At 47.4% G+C, this 21355-nt stretch carries 17 protein-coding genes and 1 tRNA gene; 9 read left to right on the plus strand and 9 right to left on the minus strand.

From position 1 onward, the window contains the following. The first annotated feature begins 22 nt into the window (after positions 1–22). The 4 genes from U9J37_RS02530 to U9J37_RS02545 all read left to right on the plus strand — a co-directional run bounded on the left by U9J37_RS02530 (position 23) and on the right by U9J37_RS02545 (position 2683). Positions 23–110 (plus strand) — tRNA-Ser (locus U9J37_RS02530). A 296-nt stretch (positions 111–406) separates the two neighbouring features. After that, positions 407–1144, plus strand: a complete 738-nt coding sequence (gene pnuC / locus U9J37_RS02535; RefSeq protein WP_005470499.1) for a nicotinamide riboside transporter PnuC — start codon at positions 407–409, stop codon at positions 1142–1144. A gap of 4 nt (positions 1145–1148) precedes the next feature. Next, on the plus strand, positions 1149–1880 hold the full coding sequence (locus U9J37_RS02540) for a nucleoside phosphorylase (protein WP_005470512.1): 732 nt from the start codon (positions 1149–1151) through the stop codon (positions 1878–1880). A 122-nt stretch (positions 1881–2002) separates the two neighbouring features. Then, positions 2003–2683, plus strand: coding sequence for a Crp/Fnr family transcriptional regulator (locus tag U9J37_RS02545; RefSeq protein ID WP_005470510.1), 681 nt, complete (start codon positions 2003–2005; stop codon positions 2681–2683). Between the two features lie 112 nt (positions 2684–2795). On the opposite strand, the gene U9J37_RS02550 is transcribed toward U9J37_RS02545, so the two are convergent. Together U9J37_RS02550 and U9J37_RS02555 are read right to left on the minus strand one after the other, a co-directional pair. Further along, the gene (locus U9J37_RS02550; protein WP_005470458.1) at positions 2796–4415 is read right to left on the minus strand and encodes a methyl-accepting chemotaxis protein; all 1620 of its coding nucleotides are present in this window, start codon (positions 4413–4415) and stop codon (positions 2796–2798) included. Between the two features lie 246 nt (positions 4416–4661). Then, on the minus strand, positions 4662–6728 hold the full coding sequence (locus tag U9J37_RS02555; protein ID WP_005470483.1) for a PAS domain-containing sensor histidine kinase: 2067 nt from the start codon (positions 6726–6728) through the stop codon (positions 4662–4664). A gap of 163 nt (positions 6729–6891) precedes the next feature. Between U9J37_RS02555 and U9J37_RS02560 the strand changes: the two genes are divergently transcribed. The 4 genes from U9J37_RS02560 to lhgO all read left to right on the plus strand — a co-directional run bounded on the left by U9J37_RS02560 (position 6892) and on the right by lhgO (position 13013). After that, complete coding sequence (locus U9J37_RS02560) at positions 6892–8250, plus strand: sigma-54-dependent transcriptional regulator (RefSeq protein WP_416200448.1); 1359 nt, start codon at positions 6892–6894, stop codon at positions 8248–8250. Positions 8251–8553: 303 nt separating this feature from the next. Next, a complete protein-coding gene (locus U9J37_RS02565; protein WP_005470334.1) occupies positions 8554–9564 on the plus strand; it encodes a TAXI family TRAP transporter solute-binding subunit in 1011 nt (336 codons plus the stop codon). 91 nt (positions 9565–9655) lie between these two features. Beyond that, the gene (locus U9J37_RS02570; protein WP_043886655.1) at positions 9656–11791 is read left to right on the plus strand and encodes a TRAP transporter permease; all 2136 of its coding nucleotides are present in this window, start codon (positions 9656–9658) and stop codon (positions 11789–11791) included. 7 nt (positions 11792–11798) lie between these two features. Further along, positions 11799–13013: an L-2-hydroxyglutarate dehydrogenase gene (gene lhgO / locus U9J37_RS02575; RefSeq protein ID WP_005470558.1), complete on the plus strand. Its 1215-nt coding sequence runs from the start codon at positions 11799–11801 to the stop codon at positions 13011–13013. A gap of 6 nt (positions 13014–13019) precedes the next feature. Here the strand turns inward: lhgO and U9J37_RS02580 are convergent, their stop codons facing one another. From U9J37_RS02580 to U9J37_RS02600, 5 genes are all read right to left on the minus strand, one after another. After that, positions 13020–13475: a hypothetical protein gene (locus U9J37_RS02580; RefSeq protein WP_005470573.1), complete on the minus strand. Its 456-nt coding sequence runs from the start codon at positions 13473–13475 to the stop codon at positions 13020–13022. A gap of 192 nt (positions 13476–13667) precedes the next feature. Then, positions 13668–15065, minus strand: coding sequence for a PTS fructose transporter subunit IIBC (locus U9J37_RS02585; protein WP_005470491.1), 1398 nt, complete (start codon positions 15063–15065; stop codon positions 13668–13670). Positions 15066–15077: 12 nt separating this feature from the next. After that, complete coding sequence (locus U9J37_RS02590) at positions 15078–15518, minus strand: PTS sugar transporter subunit IIA (protein ID WP_005470432.1); 441 nt, start codon at positions 15516–15518, stop codon at positions 15078–15080. A gap of 249 nt (positions 15519–15767) precedes the next feature. Next, on the minus strand, positions 15768–16985 hold the full coding sequence (gene manA / locus U9J37_RS02595; protein WP_043886653.1) for a mannose-6-phosphate isomerase, class I: 1218 nt from the start codon (positions 16983–16985) through the stop codon (positions 15768–15770). A 64-nt stretch (positions 16986–17049) separates the two neighbouring features. Further along, positions 17050–18954 (minus strand): PTS fructose transporter subunit IIABC, encoded by a 1905-nt coding sequence (locus U9J37_RS02600; RefSeq protein WP_005470305.1) that lies wholly within the window; start codon positions 18952–18954, stop codon positions 17050–17052. Between the two features lie 381 nt (positions 18955–19335). Here U9J37_RS02600 and U9J37_RS02605 point away from each other — a divergent pair, with 381 nt between their 5' ends. After that, complete coding sequence (locus U9J37_RS02605; protein ID WP_005470584.1) at positions 19336–20175, plus strand: helix-turn-helix transcriptional regulator; 840 nt, start codon at positions 19336–19338, stop codon at positions 20173–20175. A gap of 2 nt (positions 20176–20177) precedes the next feature. On the opposite strand, the gene U9J37_RS02610 is transcribed toward U9J37_RS02605, so the two are convergent. Both U9J37_RS02610 and U9J37_RS02615 read right to left on the minus strand, forming a co-directional pair. Next, on the minus strand, positions 20178–20954 hold the full coding sequence (locus U9J37_RS02610; RefSeq protein ID WP_005470439.1) for a PTS sugar transporter subunit IIA: 777 nt from the start codon (positions 20952–20954) through the stop codon (positions 20178–20180). A gap of 24 nt (positions 20955–20978) precedes the next feature. Beyond that, a complete protein-coding gene (locus U9J37_RS02615) occupies positions 20979–21281 on the minus strand; it encodes a PTS fructose transporter subunit IIB (RefSeq protein WP_038138747.1) in 303 nt (100 codons plus the stop codon). Between the last annotated feature and the right edge of the window lie 74 nt (positions 21282–21355).

Genomic DNA, 21355 nt, shown 5'->3' on the forward strand with positions numbered 1-21355 from the left:
GATGCTAACCACAATTTGATTCGGTGAGTTGTCCGAGTGGCTGAAGGAGCACGCCTGGAAAGTGTGTATACGGCAACGTATCGAGAGTTCGAATCTCTCACTCACCGCCACATTCTAAGCCCCAGCAGAAATGCTGGGGCTTTTTCGTTTTTCTCACGGTGGAGAAGACGAGTGTGCACCTCTATTGCGATGTACTAGTGTATCGCAATAGTACTATTCGCATAAAATGGCACCGTAATTGTTTTAATCAGCCAACTGTTAGATGACCATGTATTCTGAGCTTCTAACTCAATATTGATCTGATTTATGATCGGGTACATCGAAGGGAGGACAAATGTCCTCCTTTTTGTTTGTTGCGACGCCATAAGATGAGCGCATTCCAAGCACAAAAATAAAGGACATCTTCATGGACCTATTTGCCCTGTTAGACATCAACAACACCCTAGTTACCATTCCTATTGGCGATGGTTATGCGATGAGCTGGATTGAAGCCTTTGGTACGGTTTTCGGTTTGCTTTGTATTTGGTTTGCGAGCCAAGAAAAAAACATCAATTACTTATTCGGTTTGCTGAACGTTACACTTTTTGCCGTCATCTTTTTCCAGATTCAGCTTTACGGATTGCTTCTGCTTCAATTGTTTTTCTTCTGCGCCAACATTTATGGCTGGTATGCGTGGACAAGACCAAATGCCCAAGGTGAGACACTTGAGGTTCGTTGGTTAAGCAAACAGAAGCTGATCGCGACAGCTTCAGTTAGCATTGTTGCGATTGCGATGTTAACGATTTACATCGACCCATTCTTCTTTGCGTTGGCGAACATTGCCGTTGATACGCTAAATGTGTTCGGCGCTGGTTTGTCTGAGCCAGTTTTAGAGCCAGATGCTTTCCCTTTCTGGGATGCAACCATGACCGTGCTTTCTATCGTGGCGCAAATCTTGATGACACGTAAGTACGTTGAGAACTGGATTCTTTGGGTAGTCATCAATATCATCAGCGTTGGCATCTACGCGACACAAGGTGTGTACGCAATGTCGGTTCAATATGCGATTCTGATGTTCATTGCGGCAAATGGCACAAGAGAGTGGGCACGTAGCGCAAAACGCAACGGTGAGAAGACCCTAACTCAAGCGACAGCACAAGGTTAAGTCAATGATGAAGCAACCTCATATTGGCGTAGATAGCACGCAAGTAGCCCCTCGAGTGATCGTGTGTGGCGAGCCAGATCGAGCAAACCGCATTGCCGCGTTGTTTGATAACGCAGAACTGGTTTCTGAAAACCGCGAGTATCGAGTGTTTACCGGCACATACCAAGGTCAACGAGTCTCAGTGTGCAGTACTGGTATCGGAGCACCATCGATGATCATTGCGGTAGAAGAGCTAAAACAGTGTGGTGTAACAGATGTGATTCGTGTCGGATCCGCGGGTGCAATGCAATCTGGCATTAAACTTGGTGAGTTAATTGTGGCAGAAGGTGCGGTAAGAGATGAAGGGGGGTCAAACGCTTACGTTCATTCTTCTTATCCGGCTTATGCGAGCTTTTCGTTGCTCAAAGCGCTCGACAGCTATTTAGCGGAAAAAGAAGCGCGCTACCATCTAGGTGTGGTTCGCTCCCATGACAGTTTCTATACCGATGACGAAGAAGCGATCTGCGAGTACTGGAACAAGAAGGATATTCTCGGTGCGGATATGGAAACATCAGCGCTGTTTACCGTAGGTCGGCTGCGTGGTCTAAACGTTGCCTCTATCTTGAACAATGTCGTCCTGTATCAACAAGATGTGAAGGAAGGTGTAGGGCAGTACGTAGATGAAGCACAAGTCATGATGGAAGGGGAACGCTTGGCATCTTATGCTGCTCTTGAAGCCTTGATTGCGCAAAGTTAACTGGATCACAGCTCAGCGAATTATTGAAGCGGCACTTTGGTGTCGCTTTTTTATTGGCTGTCATCAAGTTGGTCGAACGAGTACAATCTATTTGAGATTGTTGTCATTAAAGAGAAACTTACGTGAAAATAAGCCCTTACCCCACTGGACGTTTCCAACGCTTTCTAGAGCAGAAAAGCGCCGAGTTTCGTGACTTAATCTTTCAATGCCAAATCGGCAGTCGCTACTTTGATTCTGGTGAGGAGATCCTTCGCCAAGGTGAGCAGCTTCAATATCTGTACGTTGTACCAGTCGGTCGAGTTTCGATGAGCATCATTGCTGCCAACGGTCGCCGTTTTCAACTGGGCGAAGCCAATTGCGATTACCATCTTTATGGTGAAATGGAGTACTTCACTCAGACACCCTGTCAGTGGAATGTAGTGGCAGATGAACACATGCAAGTGGACATCATCTGTATTCAAAAACTGACTGAAGCACTGCATCAGCACCCCGACATGATGTTCTTTTTTGCTTCTGCCTTGGCGGAGGATTATCAAGATTCAATGGATATCTACACCAATCGCTTGTTACATCCTATCACCTACAACATCGCTTATGACTTGCTGGTGCAAAAACAAACCAACACCTTGCTTGGTGGGTTCGATAAAGTAAACCAAGAAGCGGAACGCTTTGGTACCTCAGGGCGAGTTTATCGCCGAGCCGTAAAAGATTTGATGGATAAGGGATTGATCACAAAGGGAGAACAGGGGCTTGAGATTATTGATGAAGCGGCGTTAATAACGTTTCTTGATACCTACGAATAAGCCGCCAGTTATCCCGCAGGCTCTGCATAACAAGTGTTTAGTTGCACCGTTGTTTGGATAAACAGCGACCGCCATTGCGGCGGTCGCTGTTCCAATCTGAAGTTTGTCAGGGTCAAACCTTAAAATACTTCAGCTGATCATTGAGGTGTTCTGCGGTGTTGGCCATGGCTTGGCTGTCTTGTGCGAGCGATTGTGACGCTTGGAGCACTTCGTTTGCGGCGAGGTGGATGCCTGTCACGTTTTCATTCATCTCTGTGGCAACAGCGCTTTGCTGTTCTGAGGCGGCGGCGATTTGTGCCACCATATCGTTGGCGTTTTGCATTTCAACCACAATTAAATCTAACTGCTTACGAGTATTTTCTGACGATTCAACGCTTTGAGCGACATTTTCATTACTTGTTTGCATTGCTTCGAAGGTTTTGTTTGCTTGTTCGGTTAGCTTCTCGATGGTGTGCTGTACTTCATTGGTTGAATTTTGCGTGCGGCTCGCGAGATTGCGGACCTCATCCGCGACAACGGCAAAGCCTCGGCCTTGCTCACCAGCACGTGCCGCTTCAATCGCCGCATTGAGTGCGAGTAGGTTGGTTTGCTCAGAGACGTCACGGATGACTTCAACCACATTACTGATTTCATTTACCCCCGCTTGCAAACCGCGAACCAAATCATTGGCGAGGGATATATTGTCAGAAACATGCGCAATCGACTTTGATGTGACCTTCATAGCTTCATCGTTGACTTGAACGTGGTTGACCACTTTGCCTGTACTTTCTGAGGTGTTTTCAGCATTCGTGGCAACATCCGAAATTGTCGCGCTCATCTCCGTCATTGCAGTTGAGAGCAACTCTAGCTGGCTATGCTGAGAGTTGACGCTGGTGGCAGCTTCTTCACTGGCTTGAGCAATTTGACTCGCCATGGTACTTGATTGAATCGCCGAGTCATGGGCGGTGCTGAGGGTGGTTTGAAGCTTGTCGAGCATCTTGTCCATTTGTTTACCCATATCACCTAACTCATCTTTACGCGTAAGGTTAAGACGACCTCGCAAATCACCATCGGCAATGTTGTGCATGTGGGTGATGAGTTTTTCTAGAGGGGTAAGGATATTATTTGAGATCACGTAACCCATGGCGAACAGAAGCCCAGTGAGGATAAGTGCTACGACGGTCTCTTTGATTGCCAGTGCGTAAAACGCCTCCTGAATGTCAGAGACCAGAATGCCAGAGCCAATAACCCATCCCCATTCAGGAAAAAGTTGCACGTAAGAGATCTTATCTTTCAGCGCGCCTTGAGGGCTTTTCCATTGATAGTCTAGAAAACCTTTCTGCGCTGGTGTGTTTGAAATGGCCACCATTTCTTGCCAGTGGTACTTGCCCGCTCCATCGGTAAAGTCTTTGGCCGTTTTGCCATTCAGCTCAGGTTTGAGCGGATGCTGAACGACACGTGTTTGCTGATCTACAATCCAGAAATAATTATTGCCATCGTATCGGATGGCTTCAATCGCTTTGAGCGCTTGCTGTTTAGCTGTCTCTTCTCCGAGGGTTTGACGTTGATTGTAGTAATGCTGAGTCAAACTGAGCACAGATTCGACCTGCGCTTGAAGTTTGTTTTGGCGCTCCAGCATTGAGGAGTTACGTTGTTGCAGTAGGTTGTATGCGCAAGCCATCGCGATAAGAATTGCCGACAATAAGACAATCGACGCGAGTTTGGATTTTATTGTTAGGTTACTTAGTTTCATTATTGATCCGATATTATTGTTCTGACGTCACCGCGAACTTTAACAAGGATCCGTTTTCTTTGAGCGACTGAGTTCATAAAACCACACTGTTCATAAGTTTTCATATCAGTAAGGTGCATTTGATCAAACAATGCGCAAAATGAATAAAATACGGTAAATTTTCATGGCGTTAGGCACAGTTTGCTTCGGTAGGACGGCTGCGAGAGCTGACTAAGAGATGTGGTGAAGGAGAGAGCGGTAGGTTTGCTAGCGTCCGCTTGTGCAACTGTCCAACGTCAGGGTGAATGTCATCCCTGATTCCGTGTTGAGCGAGGCGTGAATGGTGCCTCGCATGTCTCTGACATTATTGGCGGTGATGGCAAGACCCAAGCCAAGACCTTCGCCAATTTTTTTATTGGTTTGGAATGGTTCAAAGATGGAGCCCAGTTGGTCAGGGTCAATGCCGCAGCCATTATCGGAAACATCGAGAGTGACCTTATCACCGATGCGCTTGGCGTTGATGCTAATGGTTGGAGTAGCGCGACCTTTGAGCGCATCAATCGCGTTGCGAATCAGGTTACCAAGCACTTGACGCAGGCGTACCTCTTCTCCCAATACCCAATTGACATCTTGCGCCACCCGCACTCGAACATCGATTGATCTTAGGGCGTCTTGCTCTAGCCGGAGTACTTCTTCTAGGGCCAAGGTCAGAGAGACGGGCTCAGGCTTTTCCAGTTTCTGGAAGGCAAAGGATTTCAGCTGAGAGGTCATGTTAGCCATCCGATCAATTAGGGTGCTGACCAGTTCTAAATTGGCTTGGGCCAGTTTTGTTTCACCCCGTTCGATAAGCAGTTGATTACTGGATAATAGCGTTCTCAATCCTGTCAACGGCTGGTTGAGTTCATGCGTAATCGCGCTCGACATTCTACCTAATGCTGCTAATTTACTGGTTTCGATAAGCTCCTTCTGCGCTTCCTCTAGCGCTTGGCTTCGCTCTTCAACTCGTTGTTGCAGCAGTCGGTTTGCTGATTCCAGTGCGATTTCCGCCTTCTTACGTTTACTGATGTCCATGATGGTACATAAGTAGTAGGAGTGTGCATCCCAGCGGAATTGGCTGATTGAAAATAGGACCGGGAAATGACTGCCATCACTGCGTCGGGCGAAGGTTTCGACGCTACTCAGTTCGGCGACCTCCCGATGTTGAGAAAGGTTTTTGAGCAGCCTAAGTGTGGTTGAGTTTGGATTTCCTGTATCGAACAGCTGCCAAGCATCCACTGAACCAATCATGGAATCAGCGAGGTTAAAGTAGCGTTTTGCCATCGAGTTAATGTCGGTGATCAAACCGTCTTTATTGACTAATAGTATCCCTACGTGAGTTTTGTTGATCATGGCATTGAGCCGCTTTTCAGACTCGACTAATAATTTCTGAATTCTCACTTGGCTCAAGGCTTTTTGATGCTTCTGATAGCGAATGATGAGTAGTAAACAGACCACCACACAAGCCGCGGCAATGCTCCAGCTTAACCAGGCAACATTGTTTTCCATTGTACTGATTGGGGTGAGATAGGTGAGCTCCCATTGCAGATCGTCTAGCAGGACAGATTGCGCGAGGTAACGCGTTTTACCGAGCGGCCAAATTGAAAAACGAGTGTCATCGAACAAAGTGGTTGGCTCGCTCATTTGTTGTTTGTCGAACGCATCATTAAACCAGTCCGCTGTGAAAGTCTTGCTACTAGAGAGAAAAACGTGGCTGTTGGGTTTCTCTGCCAAAATGATTTCTTCACTGGTAAGCCACTGTTCGGTGAGTAAGCTCAGGTCGATTTGAACGACGACAATGCCAGCAATATCGAGCCCCAAGTACATCGGCGCGGCGAGGAAATACTCAGCAAAGGTTCCCTTGTTTTTGGTGACGACTGCCACGCCTTCACGTTGTTTATGGATTTGTTTAACAATGGATTCGATATCTGTGGGGGGGAGTTGGTATTGCTTTGAGCTTGATGCCAACACATCCCCGCTTGATGAGAGAATCGACCAACCGAGCGTATTGGCGGCTTTGTCGAGCTTGGCCAGTTGCTCTTCGATATCAGGTTGTAGTGTTAGGTTGCCTTTGAGGTAGTCGAGGCTTTGTGAGTCATTAGTCACAAGGTAAGGCAAATGGTAGAAACGTTGCAACGAGCGTCGCGCATCACCGATGTAGTCGAGCAATCGCTGCTCGGTTTGGCTTTGAATTGCGCTCAAGCTCCATTGAGTGGCGATCTCTCTGCTGGCGATCTGAATGGCGCTGATGGCCGAGATCACGAGAATCACTAGCCAATAACGATGACCTTTACTCATTGGCGTTTCCTAACTCAAACGGATGGGCTTCTCATTGGTTTTACTGTCAACACGCTAGCAAATTCCCAATTTTTTGTTAAGAACTTGTAGATGAAAAGTGGGAGCTAGCTCCTTTCCGTTGTTGACTTTTTCTCATACCGTTGCTGAAGGAGGAATGCATCGTATGGAAGAAGTTATGGAAGCATGTGTCGCACTGGTGGAAGATGATGCCATTGTTCGTCAAGCGACCAGTCAGTGGCTGCAGCTCGCTGGGTTTGAAGTGAGCCCGTTTGATGATGGTGAGCAGTTGATGGTCTCGCTCCAGCACAGTGAATTCGACGTAATCGTCAGTGATGTAAGACTGCCCGGCATAGATGGCGTCGATCTGCTGAGCCAAGTTAAGCAGCGATTTCCAACTATTCCCGTGATATTGATTACCGGCCATGGTGATGTGGATATGGCGGTGAAAGCGCTGCAAATGGGCGCTTATGACTTTATAGAAAAGCCGTTTGATCCTCAGCGTTTGTCCGATACCGTGTTAGCCGCGGCTGCCCATTATCAACAGGGCAAAGAGCGAGAAGATAGACGCTCTTATCTTGAGAGCGTCGACGGGATTGAAGAAATCATCATTGGTCGTAGTCAGGTGATGTGCGATCTTCGGGAGCAAATCGCCAAAGTGGCGACCATCGATACCAATGTGATCATATACGGCGATACGGGCTGTGGTAAGGAGTTGGTTGCGACATGTTTGCATCAGTTCAGTCGCCGGCAGCGTCATCCTTTCGTTCCCCTCAATTGCGGAGCAATTCCAGAAAACCTATTTGAGAGCGAGCTGTTTGGTCATGAAGCAGGGGCGTTTACAGGAGCGACCAAACGTCGCGTTGGAAAGCTGGAGTATGCCAACAAAGGGACACTTTTTTTTGATGAAATCGAGAGTATGCCGCTCGCGATGCAAGTGAAAGTATTGCGCTCTTTGCAAGACCATATGGTTGAGCGAGTGGGAGGCAATCAGCCAATCTCAGTCGATTTGCGCGTTGTGGCTGCCGCCAAACACGATCTCATGAACCATCCTGATTTTCGCCAAGACCTTTACTATCGATTGAACGTCGCTCAGCTTTATCTTCCGCCCCTTTGCGAACGCGAAGATGACGCCTTGCTGCTGTTTGAGCACTTTTCCCATCAAGCCAATCAGAATACGCGTTTAGCCAGTGAAGCAGACAGGCAAGCCCTATTGACCTACTCGTGGCCTGGCAATGTTCGTGAATTGCGCAATGTCGCGATCCGGTTTGCACTCGATGAATCGGTCACGGTGGGTGAGATTCTCTCTTCTCGACCGAATACTTTAAGCGAAACCTCTAACGCCGGAATTCCGTTAGCGATTCAGGTCCAGAGCTTTGAACGCAAAGTGATTCATGATGCGCTGGTACGTCACAACGGCAAAATTACCCAAGTGATGCAAGAGCTCGATCTTCCACGGCGCACGCTCAACCAAAAAATGGCGCGCTATGCGTTGAATCGAAGTGATTATGTGAGTGGTGATTGAGACAAATTTGTGGCGGGATAAGCGAAATTTTGCTCACCACAAATTTGCTGCGGTTTGTTTGAATGATCACATTTCTTTAACTTTTGAGTCATTAACAAGGGGTATATGGCCAATATGACCCTGTGAAATGAGCGACTTTTTGCTCATCGCCCTCTTTGTAAATGAGCAAGATTTTGCTCATTTACGTCACCATATGAGTTTCTATCTAAATAATTCAATAACTTACAATTTGGCATCGCTTTTGCTCTTACAGATTTGATTTAACAAAATAATAACGTGAACAACTCTACATGGAGAGTAAAGATGAAATACAACAAACTGGTGAAAACCCTAGCGGTCGCGATGGCTTCTTTTGGTTTGGTATCGAATGCGGTAGCAGAAGATCGCAGCTACATCCTTGCAACGGCATCGACAGGGGGAACGTATTATCCAGTGGGGGTTGCTTTGGCGACCTTGAGCAAAGTGAAACTGGCACCTAAGCATCACTTCTCTTTGTCAGCGATCAGCTCAGCAGGATCTGGTGAGAACGTTAAGCTGCTGAATGAAAATGAAGCGCAATTTGCCATCCTGCAGGGGTTGTACGGCGCTTGGGCTTGGTCTGGTCAAGGTCCTTATGAGAAAAGTGGTCGCCAAGAAGGGCTACGCTCTGTGTCTATGCTTTGGCAAAACGTTGAGCACTTCATCGTTCGTTCGGACCTTGTGGAAAGTGGGACGGTAAGCGATCTGAACAATCTAGATGGCAAGAAGTTTTCCATCGGTAAGAAGAACTCAGGGACAGAGAACTCTGGTCGTCAAATCATGAAAGGCTTAGAGGTCGACCCAGACAAGTTTAATCTTGCCTACATGGGCTATGGTGGTAGTGCGAGTGCACTGCAAAATGGCACCATTGATGGCATGAACACGCCAGCGGGTGTTCCCGTCGGAGCGGTAACTCAAGCATTTGCAGCTCTGGGTGATGATATCCAAATCCTATCGTTTACCGATCAGCAGATCAAAATGGCGAATGGCAAATACAACCTTTGGACGAAATATGAAATTCCAGCCAACACCTACCCGGGTGTCGACAAGCCGATCACAACCATTGCTCAACCTAACTTCTTAGCGGTTCGACAAGACATTTCTGAAGAAGATGTTTACCAACTAACCAAAACAATTTACGAAAACCTACCATTCCTACAAGGCATTCACAAAGCAACAAAAGCGATGGCGATTGAAAAAGCGATCGCGGGTTTGCCACTTCCTCTTCATCCGGGAGCTGCTCGTTACTACAAAGAAGTGGGTGTCGAGATCCCGTCTGAACTATTGATCAACTGATCACCTGATAACGCGCACCCGATGAGCGGTGCGCGCTTCAATTATTATTTGTTTTGCTCTACTGAGAAGTTGGAGTGCGTTGGAGTGGATTATGAGCGATTCGATGCAAGAGGAATTGCAAAAATTTGAGTTACCTACCCGAACGGATTTTCCGTGGGTGGGCAAAGTCATTACCGCGTTTGGTGTGGTGCTATCGCTGTTACATATTTGGTTCAATACCTTGTCGACCTTACCCGAGTTATGGATTTCAGCAACGCACTTTGCGGGTTTTGCTGTGATTTGTGCGCTGTGGTACCCAGCCCATATTTCGCTAAAAAAGAGTAAGTTCGCGCTTGGGATCGATGTGCTGATTGCGATTGCGGCGCTTGCTTGTCTGGTGTACATCCCGTTTGCGGAAGATGCGCTGTATGAGCGAGGAGTCAAGTTTGTCGCCAGTGATTGGTTTTTTGCCATTCTTGCTATTGCCATTGTTATCGAATTGATTCGTCGAACCATGGGTTGGTTTATTCCCATGCTGATCTTGGTTTGTTTAAGCTACGTGGTGGTGTGGGGACAGTGGGCAAGTGGCATTTTCCATTTCCCGGGTTTAAGCCTTGAAACATTGCTGTACCGCAGCTTTTACTCTTCTGAAGGTATGTTTGGTTCGATCTCTCGGATCAGCTGGACCTTCGTTTTCATGTTCATCTTGTTCGGCGCCTTCTTAGTGCGTTCAGGGGTGGGCGATTACATTATTGATGTTGCTCGCGCGGCCGCGGGTAAAATCATTGGTGGTCCTGGGTTTATCGCCGTGATCGGCTCTGGTTTAATGGGATCTGTCTCTGGCTCGAGTGTCGCGAACACAGTGTCTACTGGCGTTATTAGTATCCCTTTAATGCAAAAAGCGGGCTTTCCATCTCGATTTGCTGCAGGGGTTGAAGCCGCGGCATCCACTGGTGGGCAACTGATGCCTCCTGTTATGGGGGCGGGTGCCTTCATTATGGCCTCTTACACGCAGATTCCTTATGTCGACATCATCGCGGTGTCGTTTATTCCTGCGCTGATTTACTTTCTATCCGTAGCGTTTTTTGTCCGTATCGAAGCAAAGCGCAGCGGGGTACAAAAAGTAACGACGAGCGATGAGTCTCTGTTTAAGGTGCTGATTTCCGGTTGGCACAATCTGATTCCATTGGCTGTGTTGGTCACGCTATTGGTTCAGGGTTTTACACCTACCTATGCAGCTGGGCTGTCTATCATTTCCGTGGTTGTCGCGTCGTGGTTTTCCAAAAATCACAAAATGGGCCCTAGAGCGATCATCGAAGCGCTTTCCCAAGGGGCGAAAAACATGGCAACGACGGCGGTGTTACTGGTGGGAATTGGCTTGGTCATTAACGTTATCAGTACCACGGGGATCGGAAACACCTTCTCGCTTATGATTGATGGCTGGGCGAATGGTGATTTGTTTACCATGATCGTGTTGATTGCACTTGCTTCATTGGTACTCGGTATGGGGCTTCCTGTTACCGCAGCGTATATTGTGCTGGGTACGCTTTCAGCCCCGGCGTTGTACAAGTTGCTGGCTGAGAATCAGCTACTTGATCTGCTTGTGGCTGGTCAACTGCCTGAACAAGCAAAAGCGATCTTTATGCTTGCCGCACCTGACAAGCTAGCGCTCTTGAGTGCACCTATGACCCTTGAAACGGCAAAAGAGATGATAGCGCTTGTTCCCGCTGATTTCATGGAAACGTTACTAGAGCAAAGCCTTGGTTTAGAAGCGGTTGGCCTAGCGCTGCTGTCGGCCCACTTAATCATTTTCTGGCTTTCTCAAGACAGTAACGTGACGCCGCCAGTATGTTTGACCGCGTTTGCGGCGGCGACGATCGCTAAAACGCCACCAATGCGCACAGGTTTAATGGCATGGAAAATCGCCAAAGGGCTTTACTTGGTGCCTCTGCTGATTGCGTATACCGGATTGGTCAGTTGGGATGTGACGTCAGTGCTTGTCACGGGTGTGTTTGCCATTGTCGGCACTTACGCTTTTATCGGTGCAATCGAAGGATACCTTGAGGGAGAACTCAATGTGCTAGTTCGTATTGGGTTGGTTGCGATTGGTTTGGCGCTCGTTTGGCCTGATGTACCGATCTGGATTCGCTTAGTGTTAAGTGGTGTGTTCATTGCGATTTTCCTTCACAGTGGTCGCCAATCTTCGACATTGGGCGTGAAGGAACCAGCGGACAAGGTGGCCAATTAACATGAGTATGGAACGAGTGTACGACTATGTGGTTGTAGGTGGCGGGATCGTCGGTGTGTCTACCGCTTGGCAACTCAAACAGTCCCAGCCTGATAAAACCATCCTATTGATTGAAAAAGAGTCGGGATTTGCCCATCACCAAACGGGGCATAACAGCGGTGTTATTCACGCGGGTGTCTATTATCAACCGGGAAGCCTCAAAGCTGAGTTTTGTAAACGAGGGGTAGAGCGGACGATCGATTTCTGCCGTCAGCACAATATAGCGGTCGAGAACTGCGGTAAATTGTTGGTCGCGACAAATGATGTGGAGCTGCAACGGATGCATGCCCTCTACCAACGCTGTGATGAGAATGGGATTGAAGTTGACCTGTTGGACCAAGCTCAGCTAAGTTTGGCTGAGCCGAATATCACAGGGCTTGGTGCTATTTACGTTAAATCGACCAGCATAGTGGATTACAAACTAGTCACCGCTCAGATGGCCAAGGAGTTTGTCGAACTCGGTGGAGAGGTGCAACTTGAATCGGAAGTGATTGCGGCTCAAGAGACCAGTGATGACATCTATCTCACTTGTATGAGCAAAGGCGAAAGCTCGGTGGTGGTGGGTAAGTTCTTAATCACGTGTTCGGGTCTGATGGCCGATCGAATGACCAAGATGTTATCTATTGAGACTGACTTTCAAATCGTGCCTTATCGCGGGGAGTATTATCGACTTGATTCCAAGCATAATGGCATAGTGAACCATCTTATATACCCCATTCCTGACCCTGATTTACCATTTCTGGGCGTACACCTCACCAGAATGATTGATGGTTCGGTGACGGTGGGGCCTAATGCCGTTCAGGGTTGGAAGCGGGAAGGGTATGGGGCGATCAATTTTAGCCTCAAAGACACTATGCAGATGCTGCGTTTCAGTGGCTTTTGGAAAGTGACAGCGAAACACCTCAAAACTGGGCTGGTGGAATTTAAAAACTCATGGTGGAAGCCCGGCTACTTGAAACTAGTTAACAAGTATTGCCCTAGCATTCAACTCAGTGATCTGAAGCCTTATCCTGCCGGCATTCGCGCTCAGGCGGTGATGAAAGATGGTACGCTCGTTCATGACTTTCTGTTTGCCGAAAGCCCTCGCAGTTTGCATGTTTGCAACGCACCATCTCCTGCTGCGACTTCAGCGATGCCTATTGGTGAATATATCTGCCAAAAGGTCATCGCTAAAGTGGGGTAAGTGAAGTTAAGGGGTTGGAATGGTGATGAAGGTTGCGTCAAATACGCTTCTATCACCTTCTGACAACTTAGCCTGATAATTAACTGCTTGCTGGTAGTGCTCTGCGGCTTGCGCGTTGTGATCGGATATAGATAACGCGTGGCTTAATACCGCGTTGGTGAATGCTTGAATCCAGTCTGCTCCTTCACCGTCAAAGTGTTCAAACGCGCTTTGGGCAAATGATAGGCTTAGCTCTGATCCGCTGATACAAAGCGCTCTTGCAACGGCGAGTTCAGCAAGATGTATGTTGTCTGCCGTACCGACGCTTGACCAATGATAGAGCGAAGTAAAGGCAACCGTGAGTAATCGTTGCTGCTCTTGTGTTGTACTGGCTTTTTCAGACAAGCTCCAAAACTCATTATTACTTTCAATCGCGAAGTAGCGGTTTAGGCGAGTGATGTCATCCTGTGTCGGTTTTGCCATGAGACGTCCTTTTGTTATTTTTGGATTGATAGATATAGGCTGAACTTCCATGGTATTTATCATTAGCAGAAAAGTACGATTGCTAAATAAGTTGTTGGAAACACGTTAGGTTTTTAATGCAAGAGAGCTGCAAATGATGGAATGAAAAAGCCCGAGCATCTATATGCTCGGGCTTGTTTTTCATCGAGTGAGTTAAGCTTGAATTAACTCTGCGGCTTTCTTCATTGCTTCTTTGGTTGAGCACTCAACCACGTTCGCGTTAGCAAAGCGCTGTGCGTCTTTGACTTGAATGTCGTGAGCGAGAATTACCAGCTTCGCGTTTGCGACATCTAGGTCAGTGATGCGGTTCTGAATGCCGTTTTGACCTTGAGTTTCTACCTTAATCTTAATGCCTGCTGCGGCGCCTGCTTTCTCTAGCGCTTTCGCTGCCATGAAAGTGTGTGCCACACCTGATGGGCAACATGTTACCGCTACTACGTCGTACTCACCTTCACCTGCTGCTGGAGCCGCTTGAGCTTGTACAGGTGCAGCTTGTTCGATTTCTTCATCTGACTCTTCAGCCACTGGTTTCCAGAAGCCTACGATAAGTGCAGTCGTTAGCGAGCCTAGTGCAATACCAACCACGTACATTGGAATGTTGCTTGATACAGGCGCCGTGATTAGACCGCCCCATGGTGCGTGTAGTAGAACGTCTGTTAGGAAACCGAACACACAGCCAACGATACCACCGGCAACGATTGAAGGAAGTACGCGCATTGGGTCATTCGCTGCGAATGGAATCGCGCCTTCAGAGATACCGATAGAGCCCATGATTGCGGCAGCTTTACCTGCCTCTTGCTCTTGCTTAGTGAACTTCTTCTTGAATAGGAAGGTTGCTAGTGCCATGCCTAGAGGAGGCGTACAGATTGCGATACCAACACCACCCATTAGCCATGGTTGAGTGTCTACTTGAGTTTGAGCAAATAGCGTCGCGACTTTGTTGATTGGACCGCCCATATCGAACGCCGTCATACCACCAAGAATCGTACCTAGAACCACTTTAGAGGCGCCAGCCATTGAAGCTAGGAACTCGTTCATAGATGCCATGAACAGTTTGATTGGCTCACCGATACCCCATAAAACGATACCTGCGGAGATAAGCGTACCGATAAGTGGGTAGATGAAATAAGCGCCGAGCGCCGTCATGTTCGCTGAAAGTGGGATCTTCTTAAGTTGGAATACCACACCACCGGCAATGAAACCTGCAACGATACAACCTAAGAAACCGCCGCCCATATCCGCCATAATGCCAGAAGAGATCATCGCTGGTGCAAGTGCTGGTTTATCAGCAATAGAATAGCCAATGAAGCCACCCAAAATAATTGGGAACAGCACCAGACCTTTAATACCGATATTAGAAATATCAGCCAATAAACCGTCTGCTGGAACCGCACCTTTACCTGATGCCATTACCGCTAATGCCAGAAGTACACCACCCGCAACAATAAATGGAAGCATATGAGAAGTACCAAATAAAAGGTGTCCTTTCATGGTGCCGAGTAGTTTTTTAAAATCGCTATTGTTAGTAGCTTGAGTTGTTAGGGTACTCATAATTACTACGCCTTATGAATTAGTTAAAATATTAAGGATTTGTTGTTCGTCTTTTGCGTTTTGGACCTCTTCAATAAACTCTTCGCTAAATTTTCCGAATAGTTCTTGAAGAACATAAATATGATGATCGGCGCCGTTATCCGGTGATGCGATCATAAAAAATAGGCTGGGTTTGATGCCGTCTTCATCGCCGTATTCGATGCCTTCATGCTTTACGCCGACGGCAATAGCAGGGTTAGTAACGGCTTGGCTTTTGGCATGCGGGTAAGCAATGCCATCCATAGAGGTGACGCTTAAGGATTCACGCGTTTCAATATCATTCAAGAATGCGGATTTGTTATTAATACGCTCGTTATTGAATAACATTTCTGCAAGCTCTTCGAAGGCTTCTTTTTTATTATTTGCTTGAAGGTTGACTTTAATTAAATTGACGTTGGTTAGTTCGGTAATCATTTGTTTTACTCATCAGTGCTTATGCAATGGAGTTAATTTAATCCTTGCCGCTAAACTCGGAAATAGTAAAAAAAATCCAACTACTAGACTTTTGTATCCGCTAATTTTAAGTGTGATAGGCGTCATTTTTAGCCTGTGTTAACGGTCACAAAATAAACGTGAATCACGAAATAGAAAGAGATAAAAAAGCCCCGCATAAGCAGGGCAATAAACGAGTGCTGACCTTGGGGGAAGGCAGGAGCACAGTCGTTAACTGTAAGCGCGAGCGACTCGACCTGCGCAAGCTATGGTGTATTGCTCAGCGTAAGCAGGAATAAATACCGACTTGCCCTTTTCGATGACGCACTGCTCACCGCAAATGTGGGTTAGGAGCATGGCTTCATCCAGAGGAAGCAGTATTTCAGCGCCTTGTGTCTTAATTTCTCGCCGTTCGGAGTGTTCAATAATGGCGAATTTAAAATCTTCGACCGGAATTGGGTATTCGAGCATGCCGTTGTTCTGTGTCGGCTCTAACAACAGGCTATCGAGTCGTTTTTCGTTAAAGCGAGTGCAAGAAACCAGCTCTTTCACATCCATGTATTTTGGCGTGAGTCCGGCGCGCAGCACATTGTCGGAGTTTGCCATGATCTCGAGTCCAGTACCTTTGATATAGGCATGAGGCGTTTCTGCATCTAAATACATTGCTTGGCCAGGTTTTAAAACGATCACATTGAGGATCAATGGAGCAAACAGACCCACATCGCCCGGGTACTGCTCTTCAAGTTCCACAATCAGGTTAAACAGTGGCGTTGGCGACTGCTTGGCTTTTATGATCAGCTTCATTAATGCCACTTCTCTCTGCTTACCTTGCAGTGATAACAAGGCTGAGAAGAAGTTTGCTAAACCATTAGGGCTTTGATCGCCTGACAGATCGTTCACCAGCGAATTGAGTTCAGGAATATCAAGGTAGTTGAAATGGGCAAGGATCTCGTTAATCGGTCTAAAGCCATTCATCGCCGTGTAGTCGGTTAACGCATAAACAAGCTCAGGTTTGTGGTTGGCATCTTTGTAGTTGCGCTGGCTTGCAGAAAGTGGAATACCTTGCTGCTCTTCACGTTTAAACCCAAACTCCGCCTGATGTTTGTTCGGATGGACTTGAATCGAGAGCGCTTTTTCGGCCGCGAGCACTTTAAACAGGTAAGGTAGTTCACCAAAGCGGCGAGCAATCTTATCACTCAAAAACAGATTAAGGTTTTGGCCGATTAGATTAGACAGTTTGGTCTGCTTGGTTCCAGTATCCACCAGTGAGCAACCATTTGGGTGTGCGCCCATCCAGATCTCGGCTTGTGGCTCACCTGACGCGTTTGCAGTGCCAAATAGTTGAGTAAACGAAGATGGGCTGCCCCATGCGTAGTTTTGAATCACGTTTGTCATCGGGTAAAACACACGCTCAAACAACGATTCAGTATTGATAGGTAGTTCAGACATAGAGATCACCATAAAGAGAAAAGTGGCTTGGACGTGTTGCCCAAGCCAATATCAAAGGGAAGAGTTAAGCCGCAGCAGCGGTGTATTTCGCTTTGCGAAGGTTCTTTAAGGTGATGCAAGTTAGAGCGGTTACGCCCGCACCTGCTGCCATACAAACAAGGGCGAGCAGTGGGTAGTTCATTGCACCAAGTAGAGCGACAACTGGGCCACCGTGAGCAACGCTGTTAGTAATGCCGAATGAGAACGCCATCACGGCAGCAACCATAGAGCCCAATACGTTGGCAGGAATTACCGACATAGGATCTTGCGCCGCAAATGGAATCGCACCTTCAGAGATGCCAACTAAGCCCATTGCGCCTGCCGCTTTTCCTGCTTCAATTTCAGAAGATTCAAACAGCTCAAACTTACGACCCAGTACCGTTGCCAGAGCCATACCTAATGGCGCGACAGGGATTGCACATGCCATTGCACCCATAAATTGAGTTTGGCCGCTTGCAATCATGCCGACAGAGAATAGGAACGCGACCTTGTTAAATGGACCGCCCATATCAAAGCCAGCCATGCCGCCGAGTACGATACCCAGTAGAACCACGTTGCCTGTGCTCATGCTAGTAAGCAGTGCGGTCAAACTGTCCATCAATCCTGCGATTGGAGCGCCAATAACAAAGATAAACAGACCGGCAATAAACAGTGAGCCTGTGATCGGGGCGATCATGATTGGCACAAGAGGTTGAATGAACTTGTGGTAGTTGATGGAGGTAATGAACTTAACGAAGTAGCCCACGAGTAGACCTGCAACGATAGCACCAATGAAGCCTGTTCCAGCTTCAGCGCCATAAAACGATCCGTTGTTGGCAATCCAGCCGCCAATCAGACCAGGTGCGAGTGCTGGGCGATCGGCGATGGCGTAGGCGATGTAACCGGCAAGAATTGGGATCATCAGGGTGAAGGCAACCACGCCGACCTCTAAGATTTGATTCCACATGCTGCCTGCAGGAATTGCCATACCCGCTTCCGTTGGTTCACCACCAACTGCTAGAGCAAGAGCAATTAGAAGCCCCCCCGTCACCACGAATGGGATCATGTGTGATACGCCGTTCATTAAGTAACGGTATAGATCAGAACGTGCTTGAGACGCTTTATCAGAGACTGATTGCCCAGTGCTGGTGGCCTCGGCTTGGTAAGCTGGAGCATTCAGCGCTTGCGTAATCAAACCTTGCGCGTCACGAATCGGCGCTTTTACGTTCGTTTTTATGACTCGTTTACCAGCGAAGCGTGCCATATCCACTTGTTTATCACAGGCGACAACAATCGCATCCGCGCGAGCAATCTCTTCTTCGGTAGGGCTATTTTTCACGCCGATAGAGCCGTTGGTTTCGACTTTGACCTCAAAACCCATAGCATGTGCGCCTTTTTCTAACGCTTCCGCTGCGAGGTAAGTGTGGGCAACGCCTGCGGGGCAGCCAGTAACGCCAATGATAAAGCCTTTGGTGCTGTCTAAAGGTTGCGCTTGTTCGGTTTGCGGTTTTTGAAGCAGCAACTCAAGTGCTTGCTGGGGAGAGGTTGCATTGATAAAGCGTTCAACAAAGCCATCTTCAATCAGCTTGGATGAGAGTTCTGCCAACACTTGGATATGGTGATCATCACCGCCATCAGGAGAAGCAATCATAAAAAAGAGTGTTGATGGCTGGCCGTCATCTGCGCCGTATTCGATACCTGCTTTGCGAACGCCGATAACAACGGCAGGTTCAAGCACGGCTGCACTTTTGGCGTGCGGGATGGCAATGCCTTCCTCAAAGCCCGTGTTACCCTCAGCTTCGCGTTTTAGAATGTCTGCCAAAAAATCGCTTTTATTGGAAATTCGACCTTGTTGGTATAGCACCTCGACAAGCTCTTCAAACACCTCTTGTTTGGAGGTGGCCTCAAGCTCAAGCTTAATTAGATTTTCATTGATCAATTTGGTGATCATAGTGGACCCCTAGTGCGTTTCTTGTTGTGTTAGGGGTATTTTGAAATCTATCAGCAGTGCTCTGTAGTGAAGAAAAAACGCATTTACTGGAGGATTGTTGCGTCCCTTTTAGAGTGTGATTTCGATCGTTTCAGAGTGGTGATTGGTAAGGGTGTTGACAGTGGATAACCTTCCTTAATGCCTTTATTTATAGGGAGATTGGCAAACTGTTTAGCTCGACTTCTTGTCGATTTAAGGCTTTTTGATACTGGAAATTTATTGCTATTACTGGATTTTTGTAACCCAGATCTCGAATTGTGATTTTGCTCAATAGCGCTACTCTTCACTAAAGAGTATACCTAGGCTTCCAGCACGCAGGGTGCAGTTTGAGATGATGCTACGATGGTATTTCATGATTTAATTTCGTCCGTACTTAACGAACGAGAACCTTTCCACAACATCTGGTTTGCCGGAGATTTTCATACGCCTCCGGCGTTTAGCTATCAGGTTAACTTTCCGCGTTTAGAACTGGTGTTGGATGGGGAATACGTCAATGAAATGGAAACCCACGAACGTAAAGTGACGAACATTGTCGCGAAAGCGGGCGACGCGATTTTCATCCCGCCCAACTGCTGGAACAAGCCTGACTGGGATACCAATTGCTCGGTATTGAGTATGTTGTTTGGGCGGCGTCAGTTAGGGTTAAGTTTGGTCAGTAAACGCAAGGGAGAAGCGAGTTTTTATGATATTCAAAAACACAGTATTCAAACCCGATCAGGCTTTGCCATCGATAATATTTTAGAAGCGCTCAGTTCATTGGCGAGAGAGAACAATAAGAAGCCGATGGATGAGCTATTGCTGCAAGCGCTGTTGCAATACAGCAAAACCATGCTTGATGCACCAATCGAGCAATCACACAGTCGCGTGCAAGATCTCTATCAGGGGATTTGTATCTATATCCAAGAGAACTTCCACCGCCAGATTACCCGAGACAGTATCGCGACACGCTTTAGTATCTCATCCAATCATCTTTCTCGGCTGTTTCGCCAGCAAGGGCATATGACGTTAGCGGACTATATTACTTGGGTACGTATTGACCGCGCGAAGTTCATGCTCAAAAAGTACAACTTTAAGCTTAATGAAGTCGCGATGCGCTGTGGTTTTAAAGACGTGAACTACTTCTGCCGCGTGTTTAAAAATCGAACCGGAAGAACCCCAACCGAGTATCGTGGCTCTGTTTGAGTTCAGGACAACAGTTGCGACATGGAGTACATCAGCAGCGCTTGAAGATCGACGCTGCTACGTGTCAGCCTTAGGCGTTGAGAAAGTTGATCACAAAGTAGGTTGCGAGTCAGATTGGTTGCGGTAATGATCTGCTCTCTCGTTGGTTTGGCAGGCATCACCAGTGCTATCGCAAGATGCACATTGCCCATTTGCGATGCCCAATCAATCGGGGTGTCACTGGCAATGACAGCAATAGCGATATGATCGATATCGTCAAACATGACATGAGGCAGCGCAATTCCCGGCGTGACACAGGTTGATGAGCGCTCTTCTCGTTTAATAAAGGCGAGGAGCAGTTCGTCTGGATGGCCGGGATGGATTAGCTGGGCGAGTCCTTTTAAGCACTCAAACTTGGTTAATTCAGTATGTGCTTTCGCATAGTGCCATTTGGTTTCACTGGCAGGGCAGAGCTGCGGCAATCGCGTCGCAAGTTCGCTAGAAAACTCATAGTTAATCTTCGAACCAATAAGCGTGTAGTGCTCCGCAATCACATCTTTGAGGACAAAGCAGGCGAGCTCAGCATCCATACCCATTGCGGTAATCTGGCACAGGTCTCCCTCGACCAATCCGACCTGTAACATAGCGACCGCTTTGGTAAGGTCGGCGCGACGATCTCGGGTGATGTTAATGATTTGAAGGGTACTTTTGAACTTTTTGGCTAGCACCCGAAGCGGCTGTGCTGCGAGGGCGTTGGCGTCTGAGTTTTCGACTAAGAAGGTCAGCTGGTATTCGTTCATAGTTACCTGTTGTTTTGTTTGAGGTTAAGAGCGACAGTGCAAGAGAAACACTTTGTCGACATTAACCAGTACATCCTCAATTGACACTCTAATCGCGTTGCAACCTTCAAAGCGAGCTGCCTGGTCAATTTCAATATCAGAGACGATAAGTACTCTATCGGCTAGGGTTATGTCTTGTGGTGTCAGTTGATTTTCAATCCCCATTGCGCCTTGGGTTTCGACTTTGATTTGGACCTGATATTTAGGGGCAGCTTTGATGAGTGCATCTGCTGCCATATAGGTATGTGCAATGCCTGTTGGACAGGCGGTGACAGCGACTATTTTCACGACGTTTCTCAGTTTATAACGTTGCAGACATTAGCACAGCATACGGGGGAATCAGTGATTTGGCATCAGGATTT

The organism is Vibrio sp. 16 (assembly GCF_963681195.1).
Taxonomy (GTDB): Bacteria; Pseudomonadota; Gammaproteobacteria; order Enterobacterales; family Vibrionaceae; genus Vibrio; species Vibrio sinaloensis_D.